Genomic DNA, 16,323 nt, shown 5'->3' with positions numbered 1-16,323 from the left:
TTCGTCCCGGTTGAGCGGGACGCTCGGCCACGCACCGTCACCCCCGATCGATCTCGCTCAACGAGGAGCCGTCAGATGGCCGGCAGAAACGTGCGGAACACGCGAATTGCGTCGCGGGCAGTGCGTGCGGCGGCTGCGGCCGCCTGCGCGACCCTCGTGCTCGCGGCATGCGGCAGCACCAAGGACTCCGTGTCGTCGGGCGGTGGAGGCACCGGCAAGGTCGGGGTGATCCTGCCCCTGCTGACCTCGCCGTTCTGGCAGTCCTACAACGACTACGTACCGAAGATGGCGAAGTCCGAAGGGGTCGACGCCCTCAAGACCGTCAACTCCAACAGCGACCCGTCCCAGCAGATCACCGACATCAACAACCAGCTCAACCAGGGCGTGAAGGGCCTCGTCGTGGCCCCCCTGGACAGCGCCGCGATCGCCGCCGGGCTCGACCAGGCCGAGCGCAAGGGCGTGCCCGTGGTCGCCGTCGACGTGGCGCCCGAGAAGGGCAAGGTCGCGATGGTCGTACGCGCCAACAACGTCGCGTACGGCGAGAAGGCCTGCGAGTACCTCGGCAAGCAGATCCCCTCCGGCAAGGTCGTGCAGATCATGGGCGACCTGGCCTCGGTCAACGGCCGGGACCGCTCCGAGGCCTTCCGCACCTGCGTGCAGAAGAACTACCCGAAGCTGAAGGTCCTGGAGATTCCCGCCAAGTGGGAGTCCGACACCGCGGCCTCCAAGCTCGACACCCTGCTGAACGCCAACCCCGACATCAAGGGCATCTACATGCAGGCGGGCGGCGTCTACCTCGCGCCGACCCTCCAGACCCTCAAGTCCAAGGGCATGCTGAAGAAGACCGGCGAGGCGGGCCACATCACGATCGTCTCGAACGACGGCATCCCGCAGGAGTTCGACGCCATCCGCAAGGGCGAGATCGATGCCACCGTCTCCCAGCCGGCCGACGCGTACGCCAAGTACGGCATGTACTACATCAAGGCCGCGATGCAGGGGAAGACGTTCAAGACCGGCCCGACCGACCACGACTCCGAGATCGTCAAGCTGCCCAGCGGCATCCTGGAGGACCAGCTGCCCGCGCCGCTGGTGACCAAGGACAACGTCGACGACCCCAAGCTCTGGGGCAACACGGTCAAATGAGCACCCCACTGGTGGAGGCGCGGGGGGTGGCCAAGCGGTACGGCCCCACCGTCGCCCTCCAAGACGGCCGGCTCACCGTTCTCCCCGGTGAGTCCCATGCCCTCGTCGGGCGCAACGGCGCGGGCAAGTCCACCCTCGTCACCATCCTCACCGGCCTCCAGGCTCCCGACGAGGGCGAGGTCCGCTTCGACGGTGAGCCCGCGCCCGCGCTCACCGACCGCGACGCCTGGCGCCGCAAGGTGGCCTGCGTCTACCAGAAGCCCACCGTCGTACCGGAGTTGACGGTCGCCGAGAACCTCTTCATCAATCGGCAGCCGGTCGGGCGCGGCGGCTTCATCAGCTGGCGCAGGCTGCGGGCCGAGGCGGCGCAGGTCCTGGACACCTGGGACGTGCACGTCGACCCGCAGGCCCGCACCGCCGACCTCAAGGTCGAGGACCGCCAAATGGTCGAGATCGCCCGGGCGCTCAGCTTCGGCGCCCGGTTCATCGTCCTCGACGAGCCGACCGCGCAGCTCGACAACCGGGAGATCGAACGGCTCTTCACCCGGATGCGCGCGCTCCAGGAGTCCGGTGTCACCTTCCTGTTCATCTCGCACCACCTCCAGGAGGTGTACGAGGTGTGCCAGACGGTCACCGTGCTGCGCGACGCCCGCTGGATCACCACCGCGCCGGTCGCCGAACTTCCCCGCACGGCCCTGGTGGAGGCCATGGCGGGGGAGTCGATCGCCGAGCGGACCGTCACGCACCAGCCCGTCGCCGCGGACGCCCCGGTGCTGCTCGACGCCCGGGGGCTCACCTCGGACGCGTACGAGGACATCGACCTCACCGTCCGCCACGGCGAGGTCGTCGGCCTCGCCGGCTCCAGCGGCAGCGGCAAGATCGAGCTTGCCGAGTCCTTCGCCGGACTGCACACCCCGACCGGCGGAACGGCTCGACTCGACGGTGAGCGGCTGTCGTTCGGTGACGTGCAGGCCGCGCTCAGGGCAGGCGTCGCCTGTGTCCCGCGTGACCGGCACGAGCAGGGTCTCGTCTCCGGCATGACCATCGGCGACAACACCACCATGAGCGTCCTGAACCGGCTCGGCCGCTACGGCTTCATCTCCGCCGCCCGCAAGCGGGGCTTCGCCGCCGAGCTGATCGAACGCCTCGACATCCACACCGAGGGCCCCGAACAGCCTGTCTCCGACCTCTCCGGCGGCAACGCGCAGAAGGTCGTCATGGCCCGCGCCCTCGCCTCCGACCCCCGCCTCCTCGTCCTCATCAACCCCACCGCGGGCGTCGACGTGAAGTCCAAGGAGTCGCTGCTGTCCCGGATGGACAGCGCCAGCGAGGACGGCACCGCCGTGCTGGTCGTCTCCGACGAACTCGACGACCTGCGCCGCTGCGACCGCGTCCTCGTCCTCTTCCACGGCCGTGTCGTCGCCGAGCACCCGGCGGGCTGGCACGACCACGAGCTGATCGCCTCCATCGAAGGAGTGGACCATGGCTGACACGAAGGCCCCGTCGGCCTCGTCGCCCACCTCCGCGCGCGTCCCCGACGCTCGGGCCGCCAAGACCGTACTGCTCCGCAGGGCCCGCGAACTCGCCCTTGTGCCAGCCCTGTTGGTGCTCCTGGTGCTCGGCGCGATCGTCAACGACTCGTTCCTCACCGAACGGAACCTGATCTCCATCCTGGGCGCCTCGGCGGCACTCGCGATGGTGGTCCTCGCCGAGTCGCTGGTGCTGATCACCGGCAAGATCGATCTCTCACTGGAGTCGGTGGTCGGCATCGCGCCCGCCGTCGGCGCCCTGCTGGTGCTGCCGTCCGCGCAGTCCGGCTGGGGCACGGAGTGGTCGGCCGCGCTCGCCCTCGTCGCGATCCTCGTCGTGGGCGGAGTCATCGGCGCCTTCAACGGCATCCTCGTGGTGAAGTTCAAGCTCAACGCCTTCATCGTCACCCTCGCGATGCTGATCGTCCTGCGTGGCCTGTTGGTCGGCGCCACCAAGGGCAAGACACTGTTCGGCATGCCCGACGCGTTCTTCCAGCTGGCCACCTCCACCTTCCTGCGGGTCCCGCTGTCGGTGTGGCTGGCCGCGGTCGCCTTCGGGGTTGCCGGACTGATCCTCAAATACCACCGCGTCGGGCGCGCCCTGTACGCCATAGGCGGCAACGCGGAGGCGGCCCGCGCCGCCGGTATCCGCGTCGACCGGATGCTGCTCGGCGTCTCCGTCGTCGCCGGCGTCCTCGCCTCGGTCGGCGGGATCATGCAGACCGGGTACGTCGGCGCGATCAGCGCCAACCAGGGCAACAACATGATCTTCACCGTGATGGCGGCGGCGGTCATCGGCGGCATCAGCCTGGACGGCGGCAAGGGCACCATGTTCGGCGCCCTGACCGGCGTACTCCTCCTCGGCGTGGTGCAGAACCTGCTCACGCTCGCCCAGGTGCCGTCCTTCTGGATCCAGGCCATCTACGGCGGAATCATCCTGGTCGCCCTGATGATCGCCCGCGTGACCACCGGCCGCGCCCAGGACTGACCTCCCTTCGTCTTCGTACGGATCCAAGGACCCACGGATCCACGGAACCCTCCGTACGCCCCTGTCCCGGACCGAAAGGCCTCCCGTGTCACCAACTGCCGCCCGTATCACCGCGGTCGACACCTACGACATCCGTTTCCCCACCTCGCGCGAGCTCGACGGCTCCGACGCGATGAACCCGGACCCCGACTACTCGGCGGCGTACGTCGTGCTGCGCGGCGACGCGGCCGACTGTCCCGAGGGGCACGGCTTCACCTTCACCATCGGGCGGGGCAACGACGTCCAGGTCGCCGCGATCGAGGCGCTGCGCGGGCATGTGGTCGGACGCTCGGTCGACGAGCTGTGCGCGGACCCGGGCTCCCTCGCCCGGGACCTGATCGGGGACAGTCAGCTGCGCTGGCTCGGACCCGAGAAGGGCGTGATGCACATGGCGATCGGCGCCGTCGTCAACGCCGTGTGGGACCTGGCCGCCAAGCGCGCCGGGAAGCCCCTGTGGCAGCTGCTCGCCGACGCCGAACCGGAGTGGCTGGTCCGCCAGGTCGACTTCCGCTACCTCACGGACGCCCTCACCCCCGAGGAGGCGCTCGAACTGCTCCGTCGTGGCCGGGAGGGCGCCGCCGAGCGCGCCGCGATCCTCCGGGAGAGGGGCTTCCCCGCCTACACCACCTCGCCCGGCTGGCTCGGCTACAGCGACGAGAAGCTCACCCGCCTCGCCGCCGAGGCCGTCGCCGACGGGTTCCGGCAGATCAAGCTGAAGGTGGGTGCCGATCTCGCGGACGACGTACGCCGCTGCCGGGTCGCCCGCTCGGTGGTCGGCCCCGACATCCGGATCGCCATCGACGCCAACCAGCGCTGGAACGTGGACGAGGCGATCACCTGGACCAAGGCCCTCGCCGAGTTCGAGCCCTACTGGATCGAGGAGCCCACCAGCCCCGACGACGTCCTCGGCCACGCCGCCGTCCGCGAGGCCGTCGCCCCCGTCAAGGTCGCCACCGGCGAACACGTCCAGAACCGTGTCGTCTTCAAACAGCTCCTCCAGGCCGGCGCCATCGACGTCCTGCAGATCGACGCCGCCCGCGTCGCCGGTGTCAACGAGAACCTCGCCATCCTGCTGCTCGCGGCCAAGTTCGGCGTGCCCGTCTGCCCGCACGCGGGCGGGGTCGGCCTGTGCGAACTCGTCCAGCACCTGTCGATGTTCGACTTCGTGGCGCTCTCCGGCACCACCGACGACCGGGTCATCGAATACGTCGACCATCTGCACGACCACTTCCTCGACCCGGTGGTGATCAGGCAGGGTCACTACACGGCACCCACCGCGCCGGGCTTCTCCGCGACCATGCGGCCGCAGTCCATCGCGGAGTTCACCTACCCCGGCGGCACCTTCTGGGCCGCCGACCTCGCCCACCAGAAGTCAGACAGCCAGCCGAGCGACAAGCAGAAGGGGGAAGCCGCGTGAGTGCCGACTTCGAAGGACTCAAGGCGCTGGTGACCGGTGGCGCCTCCGGCATCGGCCGCGCCACCGCCGAGCTGCTCGCCGCCCGTGGGGCGCGGGTCGCCGTCCTCGACCTGGACCCCTCGACGGTCGACAAGCCCCTGCTCGGTTTCCGCGCCGACGTCACCGACGACGCCTCCGTGCGCGAGGCCGTGGCCGCGGCCGTCGCGGACCTCGGCGGACTCGACGTACTGATCAACAACGCCGGGATCGGCGCCCAGGGCACCGTCGAGGACAACGCCGACGACGAGTGGCACCGGGTCCTGGACGTCAACGTCGTCGGCATGGTCCGTACCGCCCGCGCCGCCCTGCCCCACCTGCGGGAATCCGCACACGCGGCCATCGTGAACACCTGCTCCATCGCCGCCACCGCCGGGCTCCCGCAGCGCGCCCTGTACTCCGCCACCAAGGGCGCCGTCCTCTCCCTCACCCTCGCCATGGCCGCCGACCACCTTCGCGAGGGCGTCCGCGTCAACTGTGTGAACCCGGGCACCGCCGACACCCCCTGGGTCGGCCGCCTCCTCGACGCCGCCGCCGACCCGGCCGCCGAACGGGCCGCGCTGGAGTCCCGCCAGCCCTCCGGCCGGCTCGTCTCGGCGGACGAGGTCGCGGGGGCCATCGTCTACCTGGCGAGCCCGCTGTCCGGCGCCACCACCGGCACCGCACTCGCCGTGGACGGCGGCATGCAGGGACTGCGACTGCGGCCGGTGGGCCAGTGAGCACGCTCGGAAGCGGCAAGCTCGGACGGGGCACGCTCGGGAACAGCGGTGTCGAGGTCAGTGCCCTGTCCTTCGGGGCGGCGGGCATCGGCAACCTGTTCACCGCCGTCAGTGACGAACAGGCGTACGAGACCGTGGACGCCGCCTGGTCCGAGGGCATCCGCTACTTCGACACCGCCCCGCACTACGGCATCGGCCTCTCCGAACGCCGTCTCGGCGTGGCCCTGCGCGATCGCCCCCGCTCCGACTACGCCCTCTCCACCAAGGTCGGCCGCCTCCTGGAGCCCACCGGCGCGGACGCGGGCGGCGACGATCTGGCCGACGGCTTCGCGGTGCCCGCCACGCACCACCGCGTATGGGACTTCAGCGCCGAGGGCGTACGACGCGGCATCGAGGCCAGCCTCGAACGCCTGGGCCTCGACCGCGTGGACATCGTCTACCTCCACGACCCGGACGACCACGCCGAGCAGGCCTTCCACGAGGGCTATCCGGCCCTGGAGCGGCTGCGTTCGGAAGGTGTGGTCGGCGCGATCGGCGCGGGCATGAACCAGGCCGAGATGCTCACCCGCTTCGTCCGCGACACGGACGTGGACGTGGTGCTGTGCGCGGGCCGCTACACCCTGCTCGACCACGCCGCGCTGACCGAGCTGCTGCCCGCCGCCCAGGAGCGCGGCACCTCGGTGGTCATCGGCGGCGCCTTCAACTCCGGTCTGCTGGCCAACCCGAGGCCCGGAGCGACATACAACTACGCGACCGCTCCGGAGGAGTTGCTGGACCGCGCCCTGCGACTGAAGGAGATCGCGGAGCGGCACGGCACCACCCTGCGCGCCGCCGCGCTGGCCTTTCCCGCCGCTCACCCGGTCGTCGCGAGCGTCCTGGCCGGCGCCCGCTCGGCGCACGAAGTCCGCGACTGCGTACAGCAGTTCAAGACGCCGGTGCCGGAGGACTTCTGGCGGGAACTGCGCGAGGCGAAGCTGCTGCCCGAGGACGCCCCCGTACCCGTACCCCCACAGGACCCGTCATGAGAGTCGCCCTGCACACCAAGGTCCGCGCGGACCGCGTCGCCGCGTACGAGGCCGCCCACCGCGAGGTCCCCGAAGAGCTCACCACGGCCATCCGCGCCGCCGGAGCCACCTCCTGGACGATCTGGCGCAGCGGCACCGACCTCTTCCATGTCCTGGAGTGCGAGGACTACGGGCACCTGCTCGCCGAACTGGAGAAGCTGCCGGTCAACATCGCCTGGCAGGCGCGCATGGCCGAACTCCTCGACATCGTCCACGACTACTCGGGCGAGGGCGCGCAGGCGGGGCTGCCCGTCGTGTGGGAGCTGCCGTGAGGGTGGACGCGCACCACCACGTGTGGGACCTCTCGGTCCGCGACCAGGACTGGATCACCGGGCCCCAACTCCAGCCACTGCGACGTGATTTCGGCCTGGCGGACCTCGCTCCGCAGGCGCGGGCCGCCGGCGTCGACCGCACGGTCCTCGTACAGACGATCACCGTGCCCGAGGAGACCCCGGAGTTCCTCGCCCTCGCGGCGCAGGGCGAGCTGATCGCGGGGGTGGTCGGCTGGACCGACCTGACCCGGCCGGACGTCGCCGACGAGCTGGCCCGGCTGCGGGAGCTGCCGGGCGGCCGCCACCTCAAGGGCATCCGGCATCAGGTACAGGGCGAGCCCGACCCGCAGTGGCTGCTGCGTGCGGACGTACGGCACGGGCTCGCCGCCGTCGCCGAGGCGGGCCTCGTCTACGACCTGGTCGTGCTGCCGCACCAGCTGCCGGCCTGCGTCCGGGCCGCCGCCGGCCACCCCGGACTCACCTTCGTCCTCGACCACTTGGGCAAGCCACCGATCGCCACGGGCGCGCTGCGACCGTGGGCGACGGCCGTCCGGGCGCTGGCCGCGCTCCCCAACACCGTGTGCAAACTCTCCGGCATGGTCACCGAGGCGGACCTCGCGAAGTGGACCCTCGACGAGCTGCGCCCCTACGCGGACACGGTCCTGGACGCCTTCGGACCCGGCCGGCTGATGTTCGGCTCCGACTGGCCGGTGTGCACGCTGGCGGCGTCGTACGGCCAAGTGGTCGAGGTGGCCGAGGAGTTGACCGTGGCACTTGGCGCGGAGGAACGCGCCGAGGTCTTCGGCGGCACCGCCACCCGTGTCTACCGGCTCTGATCCACCGGCCCGATCCACCGAGTCCGATCCGCCGAGTCCGATCTACCGGCTCTGATCCACCCACTCCAGCCGCATCGGCGGCAGGAACTCGCGCACATACGTCCGGTGCCAGCACGCGCCCGTCTCCCGCAGCTCAGGCCAGGTCGTGTAGCGGTAGCGGTAGAGGCGGGCGCGGACGTACCGGGGCGGGGCGTCCGCCGGGAACGGGCAGCGGCGCAACAGCCGTAGCGTGTCCCGGTCGTTCTCCAGGAGCCGTTCGACCAGGCCCGTGAACCAGGAGGCGGCGTACGCGGGGGAGAGCGCCGCGAACCACATCAGCCAGTCGAGCCGCAGATGGTACGGCGCGTACTGGCGCGGCCAGTGGCGGGGATCGCCCGGTTTGCCCTTGAACTCGTACTCCTTCCACTCCGAGTCCTCCCGCGGCACGGGATCCGCCGTGCCCTCGACGACCACCTCGTGGCGCACCCGGCTGACGCTGCCGAACGCGCCGTAGGTGTTGACCAGGTGCAGCGGGTCGAAGGAGCGGTTCATGACCTGGCGCCGGGAGATCAGGTTGCGGGCGGGGCGGTAGCTGAGGGCCAGCAGGCCCGCGGCGACCGCGAGGACCACGATCTCGTACCAGAGGGGCGGCCCTGCCACACGCGGGTGAGTGGCGGGGAACTCGATCGCGGAGAGGGCCAGCACGATGGTGGTCCAGTTCAGCCAGGAGAAGTTGCCGGACAGGACCAGCCAGAGCTGGGTGAGGACCATCAGCGACGCCGCCGCCGTCGCGATCGGCTGTGGGGTGAACAGGAGGACGGGCACGACGAGCTGGGTGAAGTGGTTCGCCGCCACCTCGACCCGGTGGAAGGGCCGGGGGAGGTGGTGGAAGAACCAGCTCAGCGGTCCCGGCATCGGCTGGGTCTCGTGGTGGTAGTCGAGGCAGGTCAGCTCCCGCCAGCAGGAGTCCCCGCGCATCTTGATCAGCCCGGCGCCGAACTCCACGCGGAACAGCACCCAGCGCAGCAGGAAGAGGACGACGACCGGCGGGGCCACCTCGTCGTTGCCGAGGAACACGGCGAGGAAACCGACCTCCAGGAGCAGGGACTCCCAGCCGAACGCGTACCAGGTCTGGCCCACATTGACGATCGACAGGTACATCGCCCAGGGCACCAGCCACAGCACCATGGCCCCCCAGAGCGGGAGCCGCTGGTCCAGGCCGGCGATCAGCGCCACCGACACCGCGCAGCCCGCCCAGGCCCAGGCCGCGAAGAAGCGGTCCGAGTAGCGCAGGTGGAACACGCTCGGTGCGTCGCGGAACGCGACCCGCGCCAGGAACCGCGGCACCGGAAGCATCCCCCGCTCCCCGATCAGCGCACGGAACTGGACCGCCGCGCCCAGGAAGGCGACGAGGTACACCACGGCCAGGGCCCGCTGGAAGACCAGCCGGCTCAGCCAGTAGTCGGGGGCGACGAACCACTCCACGCGAGCCACTCCTCTTCCCTTTGTCTTCCATTGTGACGCTGGGTGACCGTCTCCGCTTGCGTGAGCCAACTGGGCGACGCAGACAATAGTGGACGAAACGCCCCGAGTGACCGGGAGGGCGTGGTGCAACAGGAGGAAGCAGTGCAACGGGAGAACGTGGTGCGACAGGAGAACAGCGTGGTGCACATACCCACCCGGGCCTTCGTCATGGCCTGTGCGCTCTGGGCGGCGCTCCTCGTCGCCGGGTGTGGCGGCAGAGGCAGCGAGAGTGCGGCCTCCGGGGTCGACGGCGGTGAGATCCTCCTGCAACCGGTCGCCGGCGGCGGCCGCGACCCGTTCACCGCGTCCACGGCCGCCGACTCGCCGTTCATCACCCGAATGCCGTACCCGGCGACACCCGCGAACCGTGGCTCCGCCGCGCAGGGCGTGCGCTCCTTCCCCGGCTCCACGCCCGGCCTCTACGGCGGCACCCGGGCCGTCGGCAGCTGTGACGTCGAGAAGCAGATCGGCCTTCTCTCCTCGGACCCCGGCAAGGCGCTCTCCTTCGCTCAGGCGGCGGGCGTCCCGCAGGCCGCCGTCCCGGGCTTTCTGCGCGGTCTGACCTCGGTCGTGCTGCGTGCCGACACCCAGGTCACCGACCACGGCTTCCGTGACGGCCGGGCGACCAGCTTCCAGTCGGTGCTCCAGCGGGGCACCGCGGTCCTCGTCGACAACCGGGGCGTGCCGCGTGTGCGCTGCGCCGGCGGCAACCCGCTGAACCCGCCCGTCGTGTCCAGGACGACCCCGGGGGCCCAGGGGCAGCCCTGGTCCGGTTTCCGTCCTGGCAACGTTGTCGTCGTGACCCCGGCGTCCACCGTGATCAGGAACATCACGATCATCGACATCGTCGACAACAGGTGGATCGAACGGCGGGTGGGGGACGACGGTCACCGGGACGTCGTCCTGCGGTCGCCGGTCTCGGCCGCGAGCCCCGAGCGTCGTACCGGCGCGAGTCCCGGTGCGAGTCCCGGTGCAAGTCCGAGCACGGTCCCGGAGCAGAGCCCGCGGACGGGCCCCTTCGTGGACGAGCCGCCGTCCGGCTGTGTGGCGCCCACCCTGACCGTCACCCCGGAGGGAACCCCGGGCATGCCGGAGGCTCCGGTGGCCGCGGTGTCGGACTGTCTCCCGCCCACCACGACCGCCCCGCAGGACCCTGTCGCCCCGCGGGGCCCTGTCGCCCCGCGGGACCCCCTTGCCCCGTTGGACCCCTCGGAGGACGAGATCGGCCCCGACACCGTTCCGGAGATCCCCGACCTGCCCGACGGCGGTGGTCTGATCCCCGACGAGTCGCCCGATGCGGGCACCGTCTTCGACGCCCCGACGGACGTCTTCGACGGCTGAGCGCCGAGTGGTCGGGGAAGCCCGAGTCCGGACTCGCCCGAACCCGAATCCGGACTCCCCAGAAGTCGAAGAATCGGCCGAATGCTGGCAAGGTGGGCGCATGGTTGATCGGGGAGCGAGCGCCCTGTCACTCCCGGACGACTGGCCCGCCCACCCGGATCCGATCCTGGCGCTCAACCGCATGGGCAGCTTCGAATGGGACCTGGACTCCGGTCTCATGCAGATGGACGCCCAGGCCCACGAAGTCTTCGATGTGCGTCCCGAGGAGTACGACGGTCGCCCCGAGACCCTGTCCCTGCGGGTGCCCGCGACCGAGGGGATCCGACTCGACACGCTGGTCTCGCACGCCCTCAAGGACGGCAGCGAGAACTACGGCGCCTACTTCCGCATCCGCTGCCGCGACGGCTCACTGCGCTGGACCCACACCCAGGGCTACATCCGCCGGGACGGGACGGGCCGGCCGCGCCGGATCATCGGCATCGTCCGCGACGCCACGCAGGAGCTCGGCGAGCGCGCGGCGCGCCGCGAGCAGGCGGCCCAGGACGAGGCGCGGCGCCAGCAGACGAACGTCGTGCAGATCACCACGGCCGCCCTTGCCCACGCCCGCACGGTCCAGGACGTCATCGACGTCCTCAAGGACTCCCACGGCCTCACCCACCTCGGCGCGACGAGCCTGGTGATGGGTCTGGTCGAGGCCGGACGCATACGGCTGGTCGCCGAAGGCCCCGAGGGCAGCTTCGTCCCCGGCACCATGGTCACCCGCATCGACGAGCAGTACCCGATGAGCGAGGTCGTACGCACCCTCGGCCCGCGCTTCATCGAGTCGCCCGAGGACTTCGCCGACTCGTATCCGCTGCTGTGGCCGCACATCACCGACCTCAAGATCACCTCGGCCGCCTACCTGCCGCTCATCGCGCAGGCCCGGCCCATCGGCGCGATGGGACTGCTCTACAACGACCGGCGCGGCTTCTCGTCGGAGGAGCGCAACGTCCTCGTCGCGCTCGGCAGCAGCATCGCCCAGAGCCTCCAGCGGGCCATGTTCTACGAGCAGGAGAAGGACCTCGCGCAGGGCCTCCAGCAGGCCATGCTGCCGCGCTCCATACCGAACGTGCCCGGCGCCGACATCGCCGTCCGCTACCGTTCCGCCTCCCTCGGCAGGGACATCGGCGGCGACTGGTACGACGTGATCCCGCTGCCCGGCGGTCGCGTCGGCGCCGTCATCGGGGACGTCCAGGGCCACGACACCCACGCCGCCGCCGTCATGGGCCAGTTGCGGATCGTGCTGCGGGCCTACGCCGCCGAGGGGCACACCCCCGCCACCGTGATGGCCCGCGCCTCGGTCTTCCTGCACGAACTCGACACCGACCGCTTCGCGACCTGCCTGTACGCGGAGGCCGATCTGTCCACCGGAGTCGTCCAGCTGGTGCGGGCCGGCCACATCGACCCACTGATCCGGCAGAACGACGGCACCTGCCGCCGGCAGTCCGTCGCAGGGGGCCTGCCGCTCGGCCTGTCCGCCTTGTTCGGGCGCCTCGAATACCCCGTCGACACGGTCGAACTGGACCCCGGGCAGACCCTGGTGCTGTGCACCGACGGCCTGGTCGAGCAGCCCGGCGTCGACCTCGACGAGGGCATGCACACCCTCATGGAGCTGATCCGCTCGGGCCCGGACGACGTACGCGACCTCGCCGACCGGCTCATCGACGTGGCCGAGGAACGCGGCGGCGACGACGACGTGGCCCTGCTGGCGCTGCGCCGCCGCGGCCCCGGGCCTCAGCAGTCCGGCGGGCGGCTCCAGCAGCATGTCGCGCCCGGCGACCCCGAGGCGCTCACCGAGGCCCGGCACATGATCCGTGCCGCGGTCCGCGCCTGGGGCGGGGGAGAGCGCGCCGACGAGGTCGAACTGGTCGCCGACGAGCTGATCACCAACGCCCTCATACACACCGAAGGCGCCGCGATCGTCACCCTGCGGGTCCTCAGCGGCCCGGGCCGCCGGCTGCGCGCGGAGGTCGAGGACGCCTCCAGCGCCCTGCCGCGCCGCCGCGAGGCGGGCGAGTCCGGCGTCTCCGGCCGCGGACTCCTCCTGGTCGACCGCCTCGCCGACGTCTGGGGCGTGGAGGCGCGCGGCGGCGGCAAGTGCGTGTGGTGCGAGTTCCTGGTCCCGGAACGGGACTGACCGGGTGTCGCGGGAGACCGGCCGCCGTTGCCTCAGGAGGTGTGCGGTTCGGCTGGTGTTGTCGGTGGGGGGTGGCACTCTGGAGCCATGCCGGAACTGCCAGAGGTCGAAGCGCTCAAGGACTTCCTGGCCGACCATCTCGTCGGCCGCGAGGTCGTGCGCGTGCTGCCCGTCGCCATCAGCGTCCTGAAGACCTACGACCCGCCGGTCACCGCCTTCGAGGGCCGCGAGGTGACCGCCGTGCGCCGGCACGGCAAGTTCCTCGACATCGAGGCCGACGGACTGCACTTCGTGACCCACCTGGCCCGCGCGGGCTGGCTGCACTGGAAGGACACGCTGCCCGACGGCCCGCCCCGCCCCGGCAAGGGCCCGCTCGCGCTGCGTGTCGCCCTGGAGACCGGCGAGGGCTTCGACCTCACCGAGGCCGGCACACAGAAGCGACTCGCGGTGTACGTCGTCCGGGACCCGGCGGAGATCCCCGGCGTGGCCCGCCTCGGCCCCGACCCGCTCGCCGCCGACTTCGACGAGGCACGGTTCGCCCGGCTGCTCGCGGGTGAGCGCCGCCAACTCAAGGGCGCGCTCCGGGACCAGAGCCTGATCGCCGGCGTGGGAAACGCGTACAGCGACGAGATCCTGCACGCCGCCAGGATGTCCCCGTTCAAGCTGGCCGCGTCACTGACCCCCGAGGAGACGACCCGTCTCTACGAGGCGCTGCGCTCCACGCTCACCGAGGCCGTGGAGCGCTCCCACGGTCTGGCCGCGGGGCGCCTCAAGGCGGAGAAGAAGAGCGGGCTGCGGGTGCACGGCAGAACGGGCGAGCCCTGCCCGGTGTGCGGCGACACCATCCGCGAGGTCTCCTTCAGCGACTCCTCGCTGCAGTACTGCCCGACCTGCCAGACGGGAGGCAAGCCGCTCGCGGACCGCCGGTTGTCCCGGCTGCTCAAGTAGCCCGGCAGCAGCGGGGACAGCCCGGGATCAGTGGGGCGTGACGGTCACCAGGCGCTTGCCGTCCGTCGTACGCACCTCGAACCGGCTGATCTCGTCGGACTTGAGCGCGGCACCGCCCTGCAGGGTGGTCGCCTCGCCGTTGTGCGCGGGCACCATCCAACTCGTCACCGTCTGCTGCGAACCGTCCTTGCCGATGGCGACGAGCTGACAGGGGCGCGGGCCCCCGGCGTCCTTGACCTCGACCTCGACCTGGCTGCCCCAGATGCGGTCCGCGGTGGTGACCTTGGCCCACACGCCGGTCTGCGCGTCCGTCGACGCGACCGCGGCCGTCTGTGACCCGGAACCGTGCGACGTGACCATCGCGATCGACGGACCGCCCACCGCGAGCACCACGGCGGCGGCCACCGCGTACAACCAGCGCCTGCGCCCGGCCCGGTGCCGGGTCGCCACCTCACTGAGGAGTTTGTCCATCAGGCGCGGCCCGGGGGCGGCGAAGGGGTGCACGGAGCGCGGGGTGGCCTGCCGGTACAGCATCAGCTGCCGCGTGGCGGGCTTGAACTCACTCACGTGCGCCGCGCACTGGGGGCACTCCATGAGGTGATCCTCAAAGCGGAACGCCTCCGCCTCGTCCAGCACGCCGAGCGCGTAGGCGCCGACGTCGCGATGCCGTTCCAGGGACCTCATACCGAATACCGAATCCTCGTGGCGATGGTGCGGGGGTGGGAGTGGTGTTGCTGTTGCCCACGGGTACGCACCAGACCGTCGAATCACTCAAGACTCGTTCGGAATCGAGACCAAGACATTCGGAGCGGGTGGGCTCGCGGATTGGTGCGAGCCCGAAAAAAGTTGTGCGGAAAACTTGTTTGGCGGAGTGCGGATCCCTGATCAGGGGTTACCGGCGGTCCACCCGATGTCGTGGTGGTCAGAAGAGATGGATCGCCAGATGCCCCAGGGGCAGACCCAGTCGCCAGGCCGGTGTCCACACCTTCGGACCGTCGTCCTCGCCCGGGATCGGCCCGCCGCCGGGCACGGCGTCCAGGTCCGGGGCGAGCAGTTCGGTCTCCTCCAGCCAGCGCCAGGCCGCCGTCGCCAGTTCCAGGTCCGGGGCGGGGCCGCCGCACTCGACCGCCTCGGCCGCGCGCCGCGCCATGTGCTCGCGCACCCAGTCCTGCCACGGCTGGTCGTACGCCGTCAGCGAGAGCCAGGTCTCCAACTGCGAGACGACCCGGATGCCCGAGAGCTCGCCGTCGGTGTCGGAGAGGAAGATCGTCAGCGCCAGGGCGTCACGCCCGGCGCGGAACTCGAAGGACGTGGGCGGCATCAGGTCGCCGGTCCGCAGCAGCTCGTCGGCGATGTACTCGGCGTACAACCACGCCATGGGGACGGTGAGTTCCCCACCGCCGGTGCCGTCCGTGCTCTCTTGGCCTCTGTGCAGCATCCCTTCCTGCCTTCCTCCGGTTTGCGTGCGCGTCGCCCGATCCCGAGCCCTTGGGGGTTTCCCCCCCCCAATCCGGAACACGGATGAGGACAGCTGATTGCTCAACCATGGTCCTCAGCAAGGCGCTTTACGGAGGTTTGACTCGGCCTTCGGTTTCACCGCAGGTCGGCCGCATATCCTGGAAGAACCCGGCGCAGGGCGCGCAGCGCGTAGTACGCACGAGACTTCACGGTACCGGGCGGAATCCCGAGCGCCGCGGCGGCCTCCGCCACACTCGCCCCCTGGAAGTACACCAGCACCAGGACTTCACGATGCTCGGGAGTGAGTGTCTTCACAGCCTCCCGCACATCGAGCGTCGCCGCCGACCTTTCGGCGTGATCCGCGCAGACCCGCGCGCTTTCCAGCACCGCGTCCCCGACCTCCGGCGGACGCGCCTGGCGGGCCCGCCGCGCATCGATCGCGAGCCGCCGTCCCACGGTGAGCAGCCAGGGGCGTACGGAGTCGAAGTCGTCGGCGCGCAGCGCCTCGGGGTGCTGCCAGGCGCGGACGAGCGTCTCCTGCACCAGATCCTCGGCGCGTTGGCGGTCGCCGTCGGAGAGCCGCAGGAGCAGGGCGAAGAGGGGCCGGCCGTGCTCGCGCTGGAGCGCGGCCAACTCGTGTTCGGCGGTCGTCTTGGTGGTGGTTCCGGCCGTCATGGCGTGTATGCCAGCGGGTGCCGCTCCGCTGGGACAGGCCCGGGGCACGGGTCTGCGGTGGGCGGTCGATGCCGTCGGTGAACGGCGCGGTGAACGGTTCAGCGGGGCCCGGTGGCGCCCCGACGGGCGGTTCCCCGAGGGCCGGACGGGCTACGGATGCGCGTCGCTCCTTGACTCCA

General features: G+C 71.1%; 15 protein-coding genes. 11 read left to right on the top strand and 4 right to left on the bottom strand.

Features of this window, described 5'->3' with window-relative positions; genetic code table 11:
- Window positions 1-75 precede the first annotated feature (75 nt).
- The 8 genes from AQJ27_RS02495 (at window position 76) to AQJ27_RS02460 (ending at window position 8,043) form a co-directional block, all read left to right on the top strand.
- Window positions 76-1,143, top strand: coding sequence for a sugar ABC transporter substrate-binding protein (locus AQJ27_RS02495; protein ID WP_067360898.1), 1,068 nt, complete (start codon window positions 76-78; stop codon window positions 1,141-1,143).
- The gene (locus AQJ27_RS02490; protein ID WP_067360896.1) at window positions 1,140-2,633 is read left to right on the top strand and encodes a sugar ABC transporter ATP-binding protein; all 1,494 of its coding nucleotides are present in this window, start codon (window positions 1,140-1,142) and stop codon (window positions 2,631-2,633) included. The genes AQJ27_RS02495 and AQJ27_RS02490 overlap by 4 nt, the downstream gene beginning before the upstream one ends.
- A complete protein-coding gene (locus tag AQJ27_RS02485; RefSeq protein ID WP_067360893.1) occupies window positions 2,626-3,660 on the top strand; it encodes an ABC transporter permease in 1,035 nt (344 codons plus the stop codon). Before AQJ27_RS02490 ends, AQJ27_RS02485 begins: the two co-directional genes overlap by 8 nt.
- Window positions 3,661-3,745: 85 nt before the next feature.
- Window positions 3,746-5,116, top strand: a complete 1,371-nt coding sequence (locus tag AQJ27_RS02480; RefSeq protein ID WP_067360890.1) for an L-fuconate dehydratase — start codon at window positions 3,746-3,748, stop codon at window positions 5,114-5,116.
- Window positions 5,113-5,871 carry an SDR family NAD(P)-dependent oxidoreductase gene (locus AQJ27_RS02475; RefSeq protein ID WP_067360887.1) on the top strand — a complete coding sequence of 253 codons (759 nt, stop codon included), beginning with the start codon at window positions 5,113-5,115 and terminating at the stop codon, window positions 5,869-5,871. Before AQJ27_RS02480 ends, AQJ27_RS02475 begins: the two co-directional genes overlap by 4 nt.
- Window positions 5,868-6,896, top strand: coding sequence for an aldo/keto reductase (locus AQJ27_RS02470; protein WP_067360884.1), 1,029 nt, complete (start codon window positions 5,868-5,870; stop codon window positions 6,894-6,896). The genes AQJ27_RS02475 and AQJ27_RS02470 overlap by 4 nt, the downstream gene beginning before the upstream one ends.
- On the top strand, window positions 6,893-7,207 hold the full coding sequence (locus tag AQJ27_RS02465; RefSeq protein ID WP_067360880.1) for an L-rhamnose mutarotase: 315 nt from the start codon (window positions 6,893-6,895) through the stop codon (window positions 7,205-7,207). The genes AQJ27_RS02470 and AQJ27_RS02465 overlap by 4 nt, the downstream gene beginning before the upstream one ends.
- A complete protein-coding gene (locus AQJ27_RS02460; RefSeq protein ID WP_067360877.1) occupies window positions 7,204-8,043 on the top strand; it encodes an amidohydrolase family protein in 840 nt (279 codons plus the stop codon). The genes AQJ27_RS02465 and AQJ27_RS02460 overlap by 4 nt, the downstream gene beginning before the upstream one ends.
- A gap of 42 nt (window positions 8,044-8,085) precedes the next feature.
- On the opposite strand, the gene AQJ27_RS02455 is transcribed toward AQJ27_RS02460, so the two are convergent.
- Entirely contained in the window at window positions 8,086-9,507 is a 1,422-nt protein-coding gene (locus AQJ27_RS02455) for a lipase maturation factor family protein (RefSeq protein ID WP_067360874.1), read from the bottom strand.
- Between the two features lie 177 nt (window positions 9,508-9,684).
- Between AQJ27_RS02455 and AQJ27_RS51695 the strand changes: the two genes are divergently transcribed.
- The 3 genes from AQJ27_RS51695 to AQJ27_RS02440 all read left to right on the top strand — a co-directional run bounded on the left by AQJ27_RS51695 (window position 9,685) and on the right by AQJ27_RS02440 (window position 14,011).
- Window positions 9,685-10,887 (top strand): DUF6777 domain-containing protein, encoded by a 1,203-nt coding sequence (locus AQJ27_RS51695; RefSeq protein ID WP_235613409.1) that lies wholly within the window; start codon window positions 9,685-9,687, stop codon window positions 10,885-10,887.
- Window positions 10,888-10,987: 100 nt separating this feature from the next.
- Window positions 10,988-13,063 carry a SpoIIE family protein phosphatase gene (locus tag AQJ27_RS02445; RefSeq protein WP_067360872.1) on the top strand — a complete coding sequence of 692 codons (2,076 nt, stop codon included), beginning with the start codon at window positions 10,988-10,990 and terminating at the stop codon, window positions 13,061-13,063.
- A gap of 87 nt (window positions 13,064-13,150) precedes the next feature.
- A complete protein-coding gene (locus tag AQJ27_RS02440; protein WP_067360869.1) occupies window positions 13,151-14,011 on the top strand; it encodes an Fpg/Nei family DNA glycosylase in 861 nt (286 codons plus the stop codon).
- 27 nt (window positions 14,012-14,038) lie between these two features.
- Here the strand turns inward: AQJ27_RS02440 and AQJ27_RS02435 are convergent, their stop codons facing one another.
- The 3 genes from AQJ27_RS02435 to AQJ27_RS02425 all read right to left on the bottom strand — a co-directional run bounded on the left by AQJ27_RS02435 (window position 14,039) and on the right by AQJ27_RS02425 (window position 16,144).
- Complete coding sequence (locus AQJ27_RS02435) at window positions 14,039-14,695, bottom strand: anti-sigma factor family protein (protein ID WP_067360866.1); 657 nt, start codon at window positions 14,693-14,695, stop codon at window positions 14,039-14,041.
- A 238-nt stretch (window positions 14,696-14,933) separates the two neighbouring features.
- A complete protein-coding gene (locus tag AQJ27_RS02430; protein ID WP_067360863.1) occupies window positions 14,934-15,449 on the bottom strand; it encodes a hypothetical protein in 516 nt (171 codons plus the stop codon).
- 155 nt (window positions 15,450-15,604) lie between these two features.
- Complete coding sequence (locus AQJ27_RS02425) at window positions 15,605-16,144, bottom strand: sigma-70 family RNA polymerase sigma factor (protein WP_067360860.1); 540 nt, start codon at window positions 16,142-16,144, stop codon at window positions 15,605-15,607.
- Between the last annotated feature and the right edge of the window lie 179 nt (window positions 16,145-16,323).

It is taken from the genome of Streptomyces olivochromogenes (assembly GCF_001514115.1).
GTDB classification, from domain to species: domain Bacteria; phylum Actinomycetota; class Actinomycetes; order Streptomycetales; family Streptomycetaceae; genus Streptomyces; species Streptomyces olivochromogenes.
This window is presented reverse-complemented; position numbering and strand designations above follow the sequence as displayed.